Here is a 17,166-nt window from a genome sequence, read left to right on the forward strand (position 1 = left end):
CTGCCCGGAATGAGATCAGGTGCAGGCTGCCGGGCTGCCCCCTCACCAGAGGGCCGGGAGACGATCCGCTTAATGCTTAAAACTGATACGCCAGGGTGGCGCCGCCGCCCCAGTTACGGCCAGGGGCCGATTCGTAGTAACGCTTGTTGCCTTCGTTGACGATCACCGATCCGGCGTACTGGCGATCGAACAGGTTATCGACGCGGCCAAACAGATCCAGCGACCACTGGCTCCAGTTAAAGCGGTAGCCGCTGTTCAGGCTGGTCACCGCATATGCGCCGGCTTCGGCGTCATTGGCGTCGTTAGCCTTGATACTGCTCATATAGCGGATATCCGCCCCGGCGTGGAAACCGCTTTCCGGCGCATACTGCAGCGAAGCGTAGCCCATATTGCGGGCGATGCCCGGCAGGCGGTTACCTGCGGGCGTACAGGACGTCGCGGCAGCATTACAGGTTTCATTACGGTAGGTGGCGTCCAGCAGCGTCCACGCCAGCTTCATTTTCCAGTCCTGAGCGAACTGCTGGTCGAAGCCCAGCTCCAGGCCGCGACGGCGGGTTTCACCGGCGTTTTTATACACCGCACGGCCGTTGCTGCTGCTTTCAACCACCAGCTCGTTATCGGTACTGGTCTGGAAAATCGCCGCCGTCAGCAGGCCATAACCAATACGCGTTTTGCTGCCCAGCTCAAAGGTGTCGCTGGTGGCCGGCTTCAGGCCGAGGTTCATGCCGGTTTGCGTACCGTCGGTCGAGCGGTAGGAGAGTTCGTTAATGGTTGGTGTTTCAAAACCACGACCGGCGGAGAAGTAGAGGTTCCATGCATCGGTCGCCGCATAGTTGAGTGAGCCCATCGGCAGCAGCTTATGGTAGCGCGCGCTGCCGCTGTCATCGCCGTTACCGGTGGTGATGTAGTAGTCGGTGGAATCAAAGCTGACGGTGCTGTAACGCAGACCGGCGTCCAGTGACCACTTATCGCTCAGCTGCCAGCTGCTCTGCAGGTAAGGATCGAGGTTCCACATGGTGTTCTTTTCGTTACGGCGCTGGTCGCCCTTCTCGCCGAGCTGATTAACACCGTTCACCGTGTTGTAGTTAAGGAATCCCTGACGACGTTCGGTCATGGTTTCATAGTCCAGCCCGCCGATCAGCGTCACCGGCATGGAGCCCAGCTTGCCGTCATGCTTCCAGCGGGTGTCGATCCCCTGATACTTACGCTCCAGCACGATCACCCCACCCGGATAGGCCGGGTTAGCCTGGGTGCCGACCGGAATTGACTGGTACTGAGTCGTGTGGCGTTCGCCGTGCCAGGTGGTCAGCGTCAGCTGGTCGTTCTCACTCATTTCACGCTGGTAGCGCAGGCCGAACTGGGTCTGATCGAGGCTCTTGCGGGTGTTGTACTGGTCGCCACGCGGCGACTGGCGCGGGTTAGCCTGATACTCCGCCGCCGTCAGACCGCCTGGATCGTTCGCATCCACCGACACGCTGTTCAGCATCAGCGTCAGGGTGCTGACGTCATCAATACGCACGCCCAGCTTACCGTTACCGAGGCTTTTCTGCGTGCCGCTGTGGTCACGGTAGCCGTGGGTGGTAAAACGCGAGCCGGAAATCGTGTAATTCACGTCGCCGGCCTGAGTGCCGTCACCGGTCGCGCCGCTGGCCTTAACGCTGTTACGCCAGCTGCCGAAGCTGCCAAAGTAGGTGCCCGCTTCCAGGGTGGGCGGCTGGGTGCCGGTCTCGGTCTCAATATTCACCACGCCGCCGGAGGCGTTGCCGTACAGCGCCGAGTAAGGGCCGCGCAGCACGTCCACCCTGCCTACCGAGTTAATATCGATATTGGAGGTCTGCCCCTGGCCGTCCGGCATGGTGGCAGGAATACCGTCCACGTACATGCGCACGCCGCGCACGCCAAAGGTCGAACGGCTGCCGAAGCCGCGCACCGACAGCTGCAGATCCTGGGCATAGTTCTGGCGGTTCTGCAGCTGCAGGCCCGGCACGCTGCCGAGCGTTTCCGACAGATTGACCTGCGCCGTGCTGTTACGCAGATCGTCGCCGTCCACCACGCTGACGGCGGCGGGCGTATCCAGCTCCGAAAGCCCGGTGACGTGTCTGACGACCATCAGGGTGGAGGAGTCTGACTGAGAGGCGGCGGTAGCCGCCTGTGCGCAGCTGGCAGCAACCGCAGAGAGGGCAAACAGCGGCGTCAGAAGATAAGCAGAGGTTTTTTTATTATTCACGGGAGTGATTCATCATTAGTGAGCAACGTTTCAGGCCCGTTTTCGCCCGGCAATAATGATGCAGAACGGAAATTTCAGGCGCCCGCCTTTCCCTGACAAAGTGCGCTACATGCGCTGCCAGGCAGACCTGTCAAAGTATATCGGTATGTAACAGGATTACGCAGTCAGCCACCGCGTTATGTTTTATAATTCATAATATTTAACATTTGTCGCTGACCAGGATCACGAATCCCTACCGAAAATATGTGATACAAATCACAATGTGCGCGGATTGTAGCACCGCTTATCAGAGTTGTTAACAATTTTGCTGAATTGATTCAGTAACCGGTTTCAGATAATTAACCTGCGTTTTTAAGGGGTTTTTAAGGCTTTCTGGCGGCACCCCGCAAAATCCACGCACCACTAACACGCGCCATCACCGTCAGGCTATACTCAACGGATTGTTAAACCGTTGTGACAGTGACAGGATGCACCATGCCCGTTTCCGGATGTCCACGACTCTCCCCTTTCATCCCTACCTCCCCGCTGGCCATCAGGCCGCTGCTGTGTGCTGCCCTGCTGCTGCTGGCCGGTTGCGCCGGAAAATACCAGGGGACAACCTGCAATGGCGAGGTGACCACCCTGAGCGGCCAGCCGCTGGGCACGGTTGAGGGAAAAATTATTGACCGGGTCAGCGCCTTTTCCGTGACGCTTCCTGACCGCACCCTCGACAGCGGCCCACTGTGGTCGGGCGACCGTCAGCTCTATATTCCCTCGGCCGTCACCCGCGACGGCTGGCTGGCACAGCGCGTCTCCGACACCCGCTTCAGCATCATTAATTCGCCGCAGGATCGGGCCATCACCTTCACCTGCCCAGGCCCGGGCGGCCATTAACCGATAAGACTGAAGTGGTCAGCCACGAAGCCTCACCCGATGAGATCGATGGCTGGGAGTCGTGCTGGCGCGGACGCATTCGACGCGTGGTGGCGATTGGCGGCAGCAGCGCTGGCTGCCGGAGCAGGTGTTCAGCGTACACAATTGATGCACTGTGACAGTTTTGCGTAAAGCCGGATTAAAGGTTGCGTTAAATCCGGCGGCTTCAGATTTTTTACCTTGTTAGCGCGGCCTGTGAACGCCACATTTCCCCCGTCGGCACACAGAAACTACCCGCAAGGAATAACAAGATGAAAAAAATTGCCTCGATCGCCCTCTCCGTTCTGATCGCCGCAGGCTCCAGCGCGGCAGCCTCTGCGCAGGGGCCTGAGCAGCCGCTGAAGCATCCGCAGCAATCTCAGCACCAGCAACAGCAGCAGCGCCCGCAGCAGGATCGCGGGCAGTCTGTACACCAGGGCCAGCCACAGCAAAACGCACGGCAAACGGCACGCAATGAAGCACCGCACGGCCAGCAGCCTGACTTCCGTAAAGGCCACGCCCTGCCGGGACAGTATCGCGGCGCAGGTTATCAGGTAAATGACTGGAAAAAACACGGTCTGAAGGCACCGCCGGCCGGGCACCGCTGGCAGAACGTCAACGGTAACTACGTGCTGATCGCCGTAGCGACCGGAGTGATCGCGTCGGTGATAGCCCATCAGTAATCGTCTGACGGCACAGGGCACAGAACCTGCCTGTCGATGTGCAGGCAGGAAGCCTGCCTGACACCACCCTCCGGCCCATTGGCCGGAATATCTCGCCCGGCAATTGCCCTTTAACCCGTTGCTTTAGCCGTTATTCAACGGGTGTCCGGACGGCAATAAGCGCCCGGTTTCTCGGCTCAGGTTCAGGCAAACAGGGCGCTGGCGGCAAACACCAGCGCCAGCAGCAGATTGACCATCCCCGCCGCCAGCCACGGGCTGCGCCGCCGCTGGGTGACGCTCAGCACCAGCATCGGCAAGGCTGCCGCGCCAAACACCACTGCCAGAATAAAGAACACGCTCATTGTTTCCCTCCGGATCTGTTCCGTTGTTTGAATTTGCTCAGACTACCGCACTGACTTCCTCTAACCAACCGGCACGCATCTGCGGCACCGCGCGCAGCAGCTGGGCGGTATAGTCGTCCAGCGGCGCGTTAAACACCAGATCTAACGCTCCCTGGCGCACCGTTCTGCCGTGGCGCAGCACCATGACCTCATCGGCAACGGCGTTCACCACGTGCAGATCGTGGGTGATAAACAGCAGCGAGACGCCGGTCTGTTCCTGTAACCTCTTCAGCAGCGCCAGCACCTCACGCCCGACCAGCGGATCGAGCGCCGACGTCGGTTCATCACAGACGATCAGCAGCGGCTCCACCGCCAGCGCGCGGGCAATACAGACGCGCTGCTTCTGACCGCCGGAGAGCGCGTGCGGATAGCGGTCCGCCAGCTGTACCGGCAGCCCGACCTGCTCCAGCAGCGTCTCCACCCGCGCTTTACGCTGCTGGGCGGTCAGCGCGGTCAGGCAGACCATCGCCCGCTCCAGCTGCAGCCGGATGGTCAGGCGCGGGTTGAGCGCGGTGTCCGGGTGCTGGTGGATCATCTGCACCCACTGCAGCTGCTGGCGGCTGCGCTGGCGCAGCGCCGGCGGCAACAGCTGGCCGTTAAAGCGCACCTCGCCCTCCGCCGGGGAGACCAGCCCACAGATCGCCCGGCCGAGGGTTGACTTGCCGGCACCTGACTCGCCGATCAGCGCCAGGGTACGGCCGCGGCCGACGGTCAGCGACACATTGTGCAGCACCCGCTCCCCCTGATAATCAACGCTGACCTCACGCGCGGCCAGCAGCGGCAGAGTGGAACCGCGCGGCGTATGCGGCTGCGCGTGGCTGTGCAGAAGCTCACGGGTATAAGCCTGCTGCGGTTGATCCAGTAGCGCCGGGGTAGCACCTGTCTCTACCTGACGGCCGTGCCGCAGCACCATAATTCGCTGGCTGAGCTGCGCCACCACCGCCAGATCGTGGCTGATATAGAGTGCGGCCACGCCGCTCTGCGCAATCACCTGCTGAATCGCCTTCAGCACTTCCAGCTGGGTAGTCACGTCCAGCGCGGTGGTCGGTTCGTCGAAGATAATCAGCTGCGGCCCGGCGCAGATCGCCATCGCAATCATCGCCCGCTGCAGCTGGCCGCCGGAGACCTGGTGCGGATAGCGGTGGAAAAACTGCTCCGGCTGCGGCAGCTGCAGCTGTACAAACAGCGCCATCGCGCGCTGGATCGCCGCCCGGCGGTCCAGCACCCGGTGGCGCACCGCCACCTCAATCACCTGTTCACCGATGGTTTTCGCCGGGTTGAACGAGGCGCTGGCCGACTGCGCCACGTAGGCGATTTGTACGCCGCGCACGCTGCGCATCTGCCGTTCGGAGAGCCCGTTCAGCGGCTGTCCGGCGAAGATAATTTGCCCGCCGCTGATTTTCATCCCGTGGCGGCAGTGGCCAAGGATCGCCTGACCGATGGTGGATTTACCGGCACCGGACTCGCCGATCAGCCCCAGCACTTCGCCTTTATTCAGGGTGAAAGAAATATCGTCCACCAGCACCGCGCTGCCGGCGGTGACGCGCAGCTGCTGCACGCTTAACAACGGTTGTGACTGCATTAATTACTCCTGCCAGCTGCGGCTGTGCTGGCTCATCAGCCAGTCGGCGACGCTGTTCAGCGCCAGTGCCAGCAGCGCAATCGCCGCCCCCGGGATCAGCGCCGCCCACACGCCAAACAGAATGCCGTCTTTGTTATCCCGCGCCAGCCCGCCCCAGTCGGCGGTTGGCGGCTGAATGCCCAGCCCAAGGAAAGACAGCGCCGACAGGAACAGCAGAATAAAGATAAAGCGCAACGCAAACTCCGCCACCAGCGTGGTCAGGGCGTTGGGCAGGATCTCGCGCCACAGGATCCAGCCGAGGCGCTCCCCGCGCAGCCGGGCGACTTCGATAAACTCCTGCGCCGCAATATCCAGCGCCAGCGAACGCGCCACGCGCAGCACCCGCGTCGACTCCAGCAGGCCGAGCACCAGTACGATCACCGGAATGGTTTTCGGCAGCATCGCCAGCACCACCAGCGCGAGGATCAGCGTAGGGATCGCCATCAGCACGTCGTTCACCCGTGAAATCAGCTGATCGACCCAGCCACGGCAGAAGCCGGCGAGGAAACCGAGGAAAATACCGATGGCAAACGCCAGCAGGGTCGCCACCACGCTAACGCCGATCGAGGTGCGGGTGCCCCAGATCAGCCGCGACAGCAGGTCGCGGCCGAGGTTATCGGTGCCCAGCCAGTTCTGCGGTGAGACCCCCGCCCAGGCACTGCCCACCACCTGATCGGGCGCATAGGGCGACAGCAGCGGGGCCAGCAGCGCCACCAGAATAAACAGGCTCAGCCCGATGGCACCGGGGAGCACGGCAAGTTTCAGCCTTAACATCAACATCAGTTCCTTGTCAGCCCGGCGTGCCTTCGCGGTACGCCAGGCTGGCCTCTAAAAGGGATTAACGGGCGTGGCGCAGGCGCGGGTTAGCCAGCAGGGTGACCACATCGGCCAGCAGATTGAGCAGAATATAGATCCCGGCCAGCAGCAGCGCGCAGTCCTGGATCACCGGGATATCGCGTTTGCTGATGCTGTCCACCATATACTGGCCGAGGCCCGGGTAAACAAACACGTTCTCGACGATCACCACCCCGACCATCAGCCAGGCCAGGTTGAGCACGATCACGTTAATCACCGGCCCCCAGACGTTGGGCAGCACGTGGCGGAACAGGATCGCCGACGGCGACAGCCCCTTCATCAGCGCGGTATCCACCCAGGCCGCATTCTGCGCGCTGACCAGCGCGGCGCGGGTCATATTGCTCATATGACCAAGAATAGCGAAGATCAGCGTCAGGCACGGCAGCGCAATCGCCAGCAGCCTGTCGCCCAGCGGCATACCGTCGGCGATGCTGCTGTTGCTCGGCAGCCAGAACAGGGTGATCGAGAAAATCAGAATCAGCAGGTAGCCGGAGAAGAACTCCGGCAGCGACACCGCCGCGCGGGTAAACAGGTTCAGCAGCCGATCGGGCCAGCGCCCCTGGTAGCGGGCGGAAGCAAAACCGATCGCCAGCGCCAGCGGCACGGCAACGATAGCGGTGAAGAACGCCAGTGACAGGGTATTACCCAGCCGCTCCAGCAGCACCGGCGCGATCGCCTCGCGGCTGGTAAAGCTGTGGCCGAAGTCGCCCTGCAGCACGCCGCCCAGCCAGCTGAGATAGCGGCTGAGGGCCGGCTGATCGAGGCCGAGCTGCTGATTCAGCGCCGCCACCGCCTGCGGGGTGGCCGTCTGGCCGAGGATCGCCGTCGCGGCGTTGCCCGGCAGCAGCTGGATGCCGACAAAAATCAGCGCCGACACCACCAGCAGCATCACCACCCCGGCCAGCAGACGCTGGACGATCATCTTAAGCAGCGGGAAATGGCCTTTCCCGCGGATAGAAGGAGAATCACTCATCGACAATTACGCAAACCAGACTTTTTCCGCAGCGCGGTTGCCGCTCATGGTGAAGCCCGGAATGGCAACAAACCCTTTAATTTTGCTGCTGGCCGCGTCCAGCGCATCGGCGTAGAGCGGGATCACCTCACTGCCCTTCTCGACCAGCATCACCTGAATATCGTGATAAATCTGGCGGCGCTTCTGTTCATCCTGCTCGCCACGGGCGGCGGTCACCAGCTGGTCAAAGGCCGGCTCTTTCCACTGCGACTCGTTCCACGGCGCGTTGCTGGTAAACACCAGCGACAGCAGCGCATCGGCGGTCGGGCGCAGCGACCAGTTAGAGGAGACAAAGGGTTTCTTCATCCAGACGTTGTCCCAGAAGGCGTCATCCGCCACGCGCTCCACCTGCAGCGGAATGCCGGCGCGCTGCGCCGAGTTCTGGTACAGCTGGCCGGCATCCACCGCGCCCGGGAAACCGCTCTCCGCCACCGACAGCACCAGCGGGCCGCTGAAGCCGGATTTCTGCCAGTGATATCTGGCCTTTTCCGGATCGTAAGGGCGCTGCGGAATATCTTTGGCAAAGTACGGGCTGGACGGGAAAACCGGGTTATCGTTAGCGACGGTGCCGTAACCGCCCAGCACGGTTTTGATCATCTGCTCACGATCGATGGCGTATTTCAGCGCCAGGCGGCCGTCGAGGGTGTTAAACGGCGCGACGTTCGCCAGCCCCGGGAAGGTGAAGATCTGGCTGTCTTTCGAACGCAGCAGCTGAATGGTCGGCAGCGCCTTCAGGCGATCGACGATACGCGGGTTCACGCGGTTAATCATGTGCGCCGAACCACTGGCCAGCGCCGCCACGCGCGCCGTCGAGTCGTTCATCGCCAGGGTTTCCACCGAATCAACGTGGCCACGGTTGGGGTTCCAGTGGTTCGGGTTACGCTTCACCAGCCCGCGCACGCCCGGCTTAAAGCTCTCAAGGATAAAGGCGCCGGTGCCGATGCCCTTATCGAAGTTTTCATTCTCCGGGGTAATGGCAAAGTGAACGTCGCTGAGCAGGGCGATAAATTCAACGTTCGGCTCTTTCAGCTTAATGGTCACCTGGTGCGGCGTGGTCGCTTCCAGCGACACCACCGGGTCGAGGTAACCTTTCACCGACGAAGTGGACTTCTCATCGCGGTGGTGGTTCAGCGAGTAGACCACGTCTCTGGCGGTCAGGGCACGGCCGTCGTGGAACTGCACGCCCTGACGAATATTCAGCAGCCAGGTTTTGCTGCCGTCGGCGGTTTCCCAGCTCTCGGCCAGCGACGGCACGATCCTGCCGTTTTCATCCACGTCGGCCAGGCAGTTAAACAGCTGCGAACCAAAGAAATACATCCAGGACTCAAACCAGAACGCCGGATCGAGCCGATCGGTGCTGGAGGCGTTATCCATGCCGATAATCAGGTGCCCGCCTTTTTTCGGTGTGGCATCCTCGGCAGCGGGCGCGGCGTCCGCGGCCCATGCTGACTGCAGCGGCCAGCCGGTGCAGGCTGCTGCAACGGAAAGTGCCCCGGTCGTTTTAATAAAGTTGCGACGGTTCATGTGGTGGTGTCCTGTAGTTTCTGCTGTTTTTTTTATTGCCGCCGTAGCGGCACTGACCCGGTGTCCGTCTTACTTAAGCGCTTCCGCCAGCCGCTGAATGTGCTGCGGGCCAATGCCGCAGCAGCCGCCAATCAGCGTGGCACCGGCCGCCACCCACTCCTGCGCCCAGTGCAGATAGCCTGCCGGATCGCTGTCTTTACGCAGGCCGCTCAGACCTTCATTGGCCCCGCCGCCGTTGCTGCCGTGCTCAAAGGCGTTGGCATAAACACCAATGCCCACCGACGCATTCAGCTGCTTCAGCACGGCGGCGGCCTGCCGTACCGCCGACAGCATCACTTCCGGATGGCTGCAGTTAAACAGCACGTTCTCTGCCCCCAGCTCCACGGCGCGGGTTACCGCCGCCGTCACGCTTTCGCCGGAGCGCAGGGTGCTGACGGCATCATACTGTTCCGCTTCATCATTGAGGGTAAAGGAGAGCCACAGCGGCTGCGGCTGACCGGCCAGCGCCTGGTGAATCGCCTCCGCTTCGGCGATCGAACTGACGGTTTCGCCCAGCCAGACGTCCACAAACGGGGCCTGAGCATCGATCAGCACGCGGTGGATAGCCAGTGCCTGCGGCAGGTCAAACAGGTCGGGGCGATAGGAGCCTAAGGCCGGCGGCAGGCTGCCGGCAACGCGCACCGGCTCAGGGGCGGCGTCGGCCGCCTCGCGCGCCAGCCGGCCGGCCAGCGCGGCCAGCCGCTGACCGTCGGCGGCAAAGCGTGCGTCGCCAATATGGAACGGCACCACGGCATAGCTGTTGGTGGTGAGCGTACCGGCACCGGCGGCGATAAAGCTGTCATGCACCTCGCGCACCCGCTCCGGCGCTTCATACAGCGCCAGCGCCGACCACTCCGGCTGACGGAATGGTGCACCAACCCGCGCCAGCTCTCGCCCCATACCACCATCCAGAATTGCAATTTTATGCGCCATCAGCCTGCTCCCGGTAAGATTTTTCTAATGGCAGCATGCTACAGAAAGTGATGGCTACATGTCCAGACGTCTATATGCTTAAATCACGATAAGCTTCTACAGGAAATGAGCGAAGGGGGAAGCGTAACGCTCAGAATTGTAGCGATTCCGCCGCCCCGCGGAGAACCACTGGCCACGCCGGCATCCGCTGACCATCGTTAAGGAGTGCGTTCAGAAGATTATTTTGGCGGCACCCAGGCCAACCACCAGCAGCGCCATTTGCGATGCAGCAAACCATTTTGTTTGTGACGCCAGAGACTGATGCAGCTCGCTGCGTAACATCTCGAATTTAGTATCAAACTTTTTATCCAGCTGATGGAACTCTTCTTTCGTCACATAGTTTGACTTGATCACCGCAACATCTATCTTGATGCCGTTAACATCCTCTTTAAGTATTTTAACGTCTTCTTTTAAGACGGATACATCCTGCTTCAACACGGTGACGTCCTGCTTAAGCACGGTGACGTCCTGCTTAAGCACAGTGACATCCTGCTTAAGCACAGTCACATCCTGCTTAAGCACGGTGACATCCTGCTTAAGAATATTTACGTCTCCCTGCAACGTGGTGAACTTGTCTTCCAGTTTCTCGACTCTGTTTTCCATTTTCTCATCCTTAATTATGTTCTGACAGCATGATGATAAATCCACCACAAGATGATTAACAAGCATACAGTAGCCGGTTTTCTGCGAGCCGCTACGGAAAACAACAATGTAATGCAATGCAACGCTAATTTATTGAAAAATATCGATTACGCGTTGCTTTAACAAAGGGGAGAACGGGTCTGAATGCTGGGGAGAGGCAAAGCAATAAATCCGGCAGCGGGCGCTGCCGGAGAGGTAACATCTTACTGGCTGAGCGCGCCATTCAGCAGGATAGCGGTAATGATCCCGGTTGCCGCCGCGATCAGCACATAGTTGCCGTCGACATAGGCCCAGTGTGCGCCGCGTGGCGGTTCGTACAGACCGCGGTCGCGCCAGTCGTTAACGCGATAATCATCGCCACGGAAACGCGGCGGCATCGGGTGGCCGCGACGAAAGTCGTGGCCGCTCCAGGCAAAGTGATCGCGTTCCACGCGGTGGAATTGCGGCGAAGGGCCACGGTCATTACGGGCATCATGACGATCCGGACCACCGCGATTGTTACGGGCATCATGGCGATCCGGGCCGCCGCGATCGTTACGCGCGTCATGACGATCCTGACCACCACGATCGCTGCGGGCATCATGGCCGCCGCCGTTACCGCGATTATCATGACCGCCCTGCTGCTGCCACTGGCGATCCGGGCCATTGCCCGGACCCTCCGCCTGCGACAGAGAGGAGAACAGGGTGCCTGCTGTGAAAATGCTGATAACCAGTGCCAGTGTTGTTTTTTTCATCTTGATGTCCTCAGTTTGGCCGACGGCCTGACCGCTGCCGTTCACCGCACTATCGGACATTCGTCAACACTTCCGTATCGCTTCAACTCCGAAAACGACCGGATTAGCACTAACTTTGCTCTGGCTTAACACAGTCCTGACGCACCCTGCACAGTGTGGAGATTAGTTATTCAGCTGATAGTCCAGCGTGATCTCAGTATTGAGCAGCTTCGAGATCGGGCAGCCGGCTTTGGCCTGCTGAATAATCTTGTCAAACTCGGCTTTATCGATACCCGGCAGCGTCACTTTGCTCTCCAGCGCCACTCTGGTAATGCCGAAACCGCCATCCACTTTATCCAGCGACACGTCAGCGGTGGTATCAATGCTTTCAGGCGTATGGCCGGCCTCACCCAGCATCAGCGACAGCGCCATCGAGAAGCAGGCCGCATGGGCCGCCCCAACCAGCTCTTCCGGGTTGGTGCCGGCTTTCCCTTCAAAGCGGGTGTTAAAGCCATAGGGCTGCGCGCTCAGCGCACCGCTCTCGGTACTGATGGTGCCTTTACCGCGTTTGATATCGCCTTCCCAGTGTGCCTGGCCTTTCTTATGAATGGTCATGGTTATCCTCCGTTAGTTAACATCAGCTACCAGTATAGACACTCTGCATATTCTCACCGGCGACCGCCCGTTTTACAGACGATTCCGGCTACATTCCGCCCCTGCATACGCGGGTATCCCACCCTGCTTCTGCACCTGCACCTGCACCTGCACCTGCTCCTGCTCCTGCTCCTGCAACATGGCGTAATAGCGCCAGGGGCAAGACCTCATCCGCGCGCGACCCGGGCCAGCAACAGCCGCTGGCCGCAGAACGCCATTGCCGTAGCGGGCTGCGGCCAGACGGCCAGCAGTTGATAGCCAGCCTGCTCCAGCTGCTGGCGGCAGCGGGCTTCATCGGCGGCGGCGCTGAACGGGCAGTCGCTGTCACCGACGGCATGTGCCCTGAGCGCGGCAGGCGTCACCCAGTGCAGCGGTCGCTCTGCGCTGTTCTCCAGCAGCAGCGGCGCGCCGGGCTGCAGCCAGCCGTGCAGTTCGCCGAGCAGCTGTTGTGGCGCGCGATGGCTGAACAGGCCGCTGGTCAGCAGAGCCGTATACCGTTCACCGGCCGCCAGCTGCGCCGCCAGCGGCTGCTGCAAATCGATTACCACGGAAGGCGGTGCACCAGGCGGCAGGCCGCGACGGAACGCCAGGGTGTGCCGACAGCCGATTAACAGCGGCGCATCGCTCCCCTGCTCCGCCAGCAGCAGCGGTACAATTTCAGCCAGGATGCCGCTGAAATAGTCGTCAATAATCCCCGGCTGATGCAGCAGCTGATGCAACCCGGGTACTGTTGACGGCAGCAGCACCGGGGCCGCCAGCCAGTCCTCCAGCTGTTCCGGGGTGCTGAACAGCGCTGCGGCCAGCGTATGCCCCTGCTCCAGCCAGCCCATCAGCTGACGCAGGCGGTGTCTGGCGTCATCTGTGCGCTGCTCCAGCGCCCCCAGGTCGGGCGCATGACCGGCCAGCCGCCAGCCCTCGTCGGCGTTTTCCAGCCAGCCCTCTTCCCAAAGCTGGAGATGCCAGCGCTCCAGCAACGGGGTAAAGCAGGCATCCAGACGCAGCTCGCGACAGCGCGACGCAATCTGCCAGCTGGCCGGGTCGGTAAACCCGCTACGCTGCAGCGCGTGCAGCATCAGCTGTGGCGCCAGACTGGCGCTTTCCGCCAGAAACGCCGCCAGCGAAGCCAGCCGCGCCGGTTCCGGTAAATTTCCGGCCGCCTGCCGGACGGCATGCTGCCAGTCAGCGGATAACTCATCAGGTAAATGGTTTGTCACTTCTCCCCCCTGCCTGTGGCGGTCAGTCACTGCGTCAGCCGCGCTGCTCCTGTCGCCGGTGCCGGTGCAACCCGGGTTGTATTTCTGTGGCAGTTGACCTGCCACAGGACTCTCAGACACGGCCCACTCCGATGATAATGATTTTTATTTAGCTTTATCGTGCAATGTTCATCCGTGCTGTGCAACCGTTTTCGCCGCTGCCGTCAGTCAAATCCTGGTAATCAGCGCCAACAAAACAGTCCCCCGTATCGTTACTGGTGAAAACATCCGTTCGTAAAACGTCACTGCGGCGGAGCAGAAGCAGAAGCAGAAGCAGAAGCAGAAGCAGAAGCAGAAGCAGAAGCAGGGTGGTGTCAGCCAGTGAGCAGATGCAATGCCTGGTTTTGCTACAATTTGCGCCGATTTTTTACACAGTCATTATAAATTAAAGGAAGTCAAAATTTCAGAACTGGCGCAGGCACCGCAGCATTAAGAACGATACGTTGAGATTATAAAGGTTGAAAATAATGAGCTTTCTGAAAATTAAGGATTTCCCTGCATTGATATCATCTTTGTTTATCTCAAAATCAGGAGACTATGCCTATGAGGTTGCATTCGTTTTTATAGTACTGGAAACCACCCGAAATGATTATTTCCAGGTAGGTGTGGTTTACTTTTTCCGTTTTATTCCATTTCTGTTTTTTGGGCCCGTTGGCGGTTGGCTGGCAGACAATGGCCGACTTAAGAAGAACTTATTGCTTAGTGAATGGGTGAGGCTGACTGTTTCTCTCCTCCTCTTTTTCACTTATCTTAACGGGGCTATTACCATTGTCATTCTGTGCATTGCCTCTGTTTTTACAACTACAGGCCGCAGCATCTTTCAGCCGAGTTTCCAGACTGCGATACCCCGAGTTGTTGGTGATGGTGATCTTACTCGTGCAAACAGCATTGCACAGGTAGCGGAAGAAACCGCCACGGTCGCTGGTCCACTGGCCTGTTCGCTTATCCTGTTAATTGCTGATAAAGCCTGGGTATTGATGTTCAACGCCCTGACTTATTTTATATCTGCACTCATTATTATTACGCTTGATGATTTTCGCCAACACCCACGCACTCCTTTCCATATATCAAAGGCATACCGGGAAACCAGTTCGTGTATCAAAAAGATGTATCACTCAGGCCATGAGCTCTTCATTTCTATTATCGGCTCAGCGGTGTGCATTTTATTTACAGGTTCAGTGCTTCGCTTTGTGATTCCGGCGATTGCGGTAAACTCAGATAAAAGTGAGATCTTCACCAGCTACCTGTTTTCTCTGATGGCAGCCGGAACCATTCTCGGCGGGTTGCTTTACAGCCGAACTGTACACCGGGTAACGCCTGATAAATTGATGTTTTTTTGGTTTGTTTATGGCCTTCTGATGCTGACCATGTCCCTGGCAACACGTTCTTCACTCTCCTTACTTTTACCGCTATCCTTTGTGTTGGGAGTCTGTGGAGCATTTGTTGATATAACGCTGGTGACGACCATACAGTTACACTCAGAACAAGAAAACATCGGAAAAAACTTTGGTGTTTTCTCAACACTCGCCAACACCGCTGAAGCTGCATCAGGATTAATGTCAGGACTGATTGCCACCGTAAGCCTGATGATTTCCTTTACGATAATGACATCATTAATAGCGCTGACAGGGCTGAGTGGAATGGTGTTGCTTTCAAAAAAAAGGGCCGCTCATAAAAAAAGTCCCTGACCCACAGAGACGAATAAATCAACTGAACAGCCATAAAAAACCAAAATAAGAAATGTCTCTTCCCCCCAGACATCCTGAGCATAACCCCCACCCCCCAACCTCAAACAGGCCACCACACAGCCCATTTTTAGGGAAGGCAGCGGGATGAGCCCGGAGCGGCTTATGCCGCGCAGGGTCGCCCGCTGACAGGCCCGGGAATCTCGATCAAACAGACAACACGCCCTTAAATCCCTACGCACTAAGCCCTAAGCCCTTCCCAAACAGGCCACCCCACAGCCCATTTTTAGGGAGGGCTGCAGGATGAGCCCGGAGCGGCTTATGCCGCGCAGGGTCGCCCGCTGACAGGCCCGGGAATCTCGATCAAACAGACAACACGCCCTTAAATCCCTACGCCCTAAGCCCTTGCCAAACAGGCCACCCCACAGCCCATTTTTAGGGAGGGCAGCGGGATGAGCCCGGAGCGGCTTATGCCGCGCAGGGTCGCCCGCTGACAGGCCCGGGAATCTCGATCAAACAGACAACACGCCCTTAAATCCCTACGCACTAAGCTCTAAGCCCTAAGCCCTTGCCAAACAGGCCACCACACAGCCCATTTTTAGGGAGGGCAGCGGGATGAGCCCGGAGCGGCTTATGCCGCGCAGGGTCGCCCGCTGACAGGCCCGGGAATCTCGATCAAACAGACGACCTGTCCACAGTGCCAGCAAACAGACGACCCGTGCACAGTGCCAGAACAAGACCTGTGCACAATGTCAAAGCATCAGTGCTTCAGCGTCTCCCGCACTTCCCGCACCTGCTTCTCACTCACCGCATCCGCCTTATTCCCCCAGCCCTGACGAATAAAGGTCGCCAGCTGCGCCACCTCATCATCACTCAGCCGCGCCGCAAAGCCCGGCATCGCCAGCGTCGACGGCGCCTTCGCGGTTGAAGGCTGCTGCGCTCCGGCCAGAATCGTATGGATCAACCCGGTCGGATCGCCCGCGTTAACTATCGTCGCCCCGTCCAGCTCCGGGAAAATGCGCGGCGCACCCTTACCGGTCACAAAATGACAGGCCCCGCAGTTATCCAGATACAACCGCTCGCCGGTGGTCAGACTCTTCGCCGCCGTCAGCTTCGCCTCGGTGGCACTCACCGCCTCTGCCGCCTTCGCCGGCGCAGGCGGATTCCCGCCGAGGAACTTCAGATACGCGCTAATCGCCTTAAGATCGGCATCGGTCATCCACGACGTACTGTGCTCAACCACCGACGTCATCTCACCGCCCACCGCCGCCTTATCGTTACGTCCGGTCGCCAGATAATCGACGGTCTCCTGCTCCGTCCAGTGCGGCAACCCGCGCAGCGACGGCACTTCCCAGCCGTTAAGACTGCCGCCGGCAAGGAACTTCTCGTCGCCGCTGTCCAGCGCCTTCTCGTTCATACCGATGCCGCGTGGCGTATGACAGCTGCCGCAGTGGCCAAGGCTCTCCACCAGATAGGCACCGCGATTCACCTCGGCACTCGCCCCGCCGATCGGCCGGAACGGCGTATCCCCGGTAAACGCCCAGTTCCAGAAACGCATGCCCCAGCGCTGGCTGAACGGGAAGCTCAGATCGGTCTCCGGCGGCTGCTCCGCGCTCGGCTTCACGCCCTGCATAAAGTAAACGTACAGCGCGTGCATATCGGCATCGCTGATCTTCGCATAGTCCGGATAGGGCATCGCCGGGTAGAGACGCTTACCGTCCGGCAGCACGCCCTTACGCACCGCGTCCGAGAACTGCTGCTCGCTGTACTTACCGATACCCTGTTCTTTATCCGGCGTAATGTTGGTCGAATAGATCGTGCCAAGGTTCGACTCAATCGCCAGCCCGCCGGAAAACGCCGGCTTGCCCGGAATAGTGTGGCAGGCACCACAGTCGCCGAGGCGTGAAATATACTCGCCCTGCTTCACCAGATCGTCCGCAGCAGCAGCAGGCAGCGCAGACATGCCGGCCAGCAGGCCGGACGCGATTAACGTGCGTGTCAGTTTCATCTTCATC

15 protein-coding genes and 1 pseudogene are annotated in these 17,166 nt (G+C 59.7%); 4 read left to right on the forward strand and 12 right to left on the reverse strand.

Annotated elements, in window-relative coordinates; translation table 11 throughout:
* Positions 1 to 76: 76 nt before the first annotated feature.
* On the reverse strand, positions 77 to 2,227 hold the full coding sequence (gene pqqU / locus GKQ23_RS17865) for a TonB-dependent receptor PqqU (RefSeq protein ID WP_371820023.1): 2,151 nt from the start codon (positions 2,225 to 2,227) through the stop codon (positions 77 to 79).
* Positions 2,228 to 2,701: 474 nt separating this feature from the next.
* Between pqqU and GKQ23_RS17870 the strand changes: the two genes are divergently transcribed.
* The 3 genes and pseudogenes from GKQ23_RS17870 (at position 2,702) to GKQ23_RS17875 (ending at position 3,801) form a co-directional block, all read left to right on the forward strand.
* Positions 2,702 to 3,100 (forward strand): hypothetical protein, encoded by a 399-nt coding sequence (locus GKQ23_RS17870; protein ID WP_249168423.1) that lies wholly within the window; start codon positions 2,702 to 2,704, stop codon positions 3,098 to 3,100.
* Positions 3,094 to 3,210 (forward strand): annotated as a pseudogene (locus tag GKQ23_RS24210) (iron-containing alcohol dehydrogenase); the annotation flags it as partial. The gene GKQ23_RS17870 and the pseudogene GKQ23_RS24210, both read left to right, overlap by 7 nt.
* Before the next feature lie 180 nt (positions 3,211 to 3,390).
* A complete protein-coding gene (locus GKQ23_RS17875; RefSeq protein WP_212409045.1) occupies positions 3,391 to 3,801 on the forward strand; it encodes an RcnB family protein in 411 nt (136 codons plus the stop codon).
* Positions 3,802 to 3,983: 182 nt separating this feature from the next.
* Here the strand turns inward: GKQ23_RS17875 and GKQ23_RS17880 are convergent, their stop codons facing one another.
* The 10 genes from GKQ23_RS17880 to GKQ23_RS17925 all read right to left on the reverse strand — a co-directional run bounded on the left by GKQ23_RS17880 (position 3,984) and on the right by GKQ23_RS17925 (position 13,427).
* Positions 3,984 to 4,142, reverse strand: a complete 159-nt coding sequence (locus GKQ23_RS17880; RefSeq protein ID WP_156365623.1) for a hypothetical protein — start codon at positions 4,140 to 4,142, stop codon at positions 3,984 to 3,986.
* 37 nt (positions 4,143 to 4,179) lie between these two features.
* Positions 4,180 to 5,763 carry an ABC transporter ATP-binding protein gene (locus tag GKQ23_RS17885; protein ID WP_212409046.1) on the reverse strand — a complete coding sequence of 528 codons (1,584 nt, stop codon included), beginning with the start codon at positions 5,761 to 5,763 and terminating at the stop codon, positions 4,180 to 4,182.
* 3 nt (positions 5,764 to 5,766) lie between these two features.
* Positions 5,767 to 6,576, reverse strand: coding sequence for an ABC transporter permease (locus GKQ23_RS17890; RefSeq protein ID WP_056240146.1), 810 nt, complete (start codon positions 6,574 to 6,576; stop codon positions 5,767 to 5,769).
* Between the two features lie 64 nt (positions 6,577 to 6,640).
* The gene (locus GKQ23_RS17895) at positions 6,641 to 7,630 is read right to left on the reverse strand and encodes an ABC transporter permease (protein ID WP_369814399.1); all 990 of its coding nucleotides are present in this window, start codon (positions 7,628 to 7,630) and stop codon (positions 6,641 to 6,643) included.
* 6 nt (positions 7,631 to 7,636) lie between these two features.
* On the reverse strand, positions 7,637 to 9,193 hold the full coding sequence (locus GKQ23_RS17900; protein ID WP_212409047.1) for an ABC transporter substrate-binding protein: 1,557 nt from the start codon (positions 9,191 to 9,193) through the stop codon (positions 7,637 to 7,639).
* A gap of 69 nt (positions 9,194 to 9,262) precedes the next feature.
* Positions 9,263 to 10,165, reverse strand: a complete 903-nt coding sequence (locus GKQ23_RS17905; RefSeq protein WP_212409048.1) for a homocysteine S-methyltransferase family protein — start codon at positions 10,163 to 10,165, stop codon at positions 9,263 to 9,265.
* 210 nt (positions 10,166 to 10,375) lie between these two features.
* The gene (locus GKQ23_RS17910; protein WP_233209036.1) at positions 10,376 to 10,807 is read right to left on the reverse strand and encodes a hypothetical protein; all 432 of its coding nucleotides are present in this window, start codon (positions 10,805 to 10,807) and stop codon (positions 10,376 to 10,378) included.
* Positions 10,808 to 11,049: 242 nt separating this feature from the next.
* On the reverse strand, positions 11,050 to 11,580 hold the full coding sequence (locus GKQ23_RS17915; RefSeq protein WP_101506517.1) for an RcnB family protein: 531 nt from the start codon (positions 11,578 to 11,580) through the stop codon (positions 11,050 to 11,052).
* A 162-nt stretch (positions 11,581 to 11,742) separates the two neighbouring features.
* The gene (locus GKQ23_RS17920; protein WP_101506504.1) at positions 11,743 to 12,174 is read right to left on the reverse strand and encodes an OsmC family protein; all 432 of its coding nucleotides are present in this window, start codon (positions 12,172 to 12,174) and stop codon (positions 11,743 to 11,745) included.
* Between the two features lie 206 nt (positions 12,175 to 12,380).
* The gene (locus GKQ23_RS17925; RefSeq protein WP_212409049.1) at positions 12,381 to 13,427 is read right to left on the reverse strand and encodes a hypothetical protein; all 1,047 of its coding nucleotides are present in this window, start codon (positions 13,425 to 13,427) and stop codon (positions 12,381 to 12,383) included.
* Between the two features lie 506 nt (positions 13,428 to 13,933).
* On the opposite strand from GKQ23_RS17925, the gene GKQ23_RS17930 reads away from it, so the two are divergent.
* On the forward strand, positions 13,934 to 15,154 hold the full coding sequence (locus tag GKQ23_RS17930) for an MFS transporter (RefSeq protein WP_212409050.1): 1,221 nt from the start codon (positions 13,934 to 13,936) through the stop codon (positions 15,152 to 15,154).
* 757 nt (positions 15,155 to 15,911) lie between these two features.
* Here GKQ23_RS17930 and GKQ23_RS17935 read toward each other — a convergent pair.
* The gene (locus GKQ23_RS17935) at positions 15,912 to 17,165 is read right to left on the reverse strand and encodes a cytochrome c (RefSeq protein ID WP_369814400.1); all 1,254 of its coding nucleotides are present in this window, start codon (positions 17,163 to 17,165) and stop codon (positions 15,912 to 15,914) included.
* Position 17,166: the final 1 nt, after the last annotated feature.

Source organism: Erwinia sp. E602, assembly GCF_018141005.1.
Classification (GTDB): Bacteria; Pseudomonadota; Gammaproteobacteria; order Enterobacterales; family Enterobacteriaceae; genus Erwinia.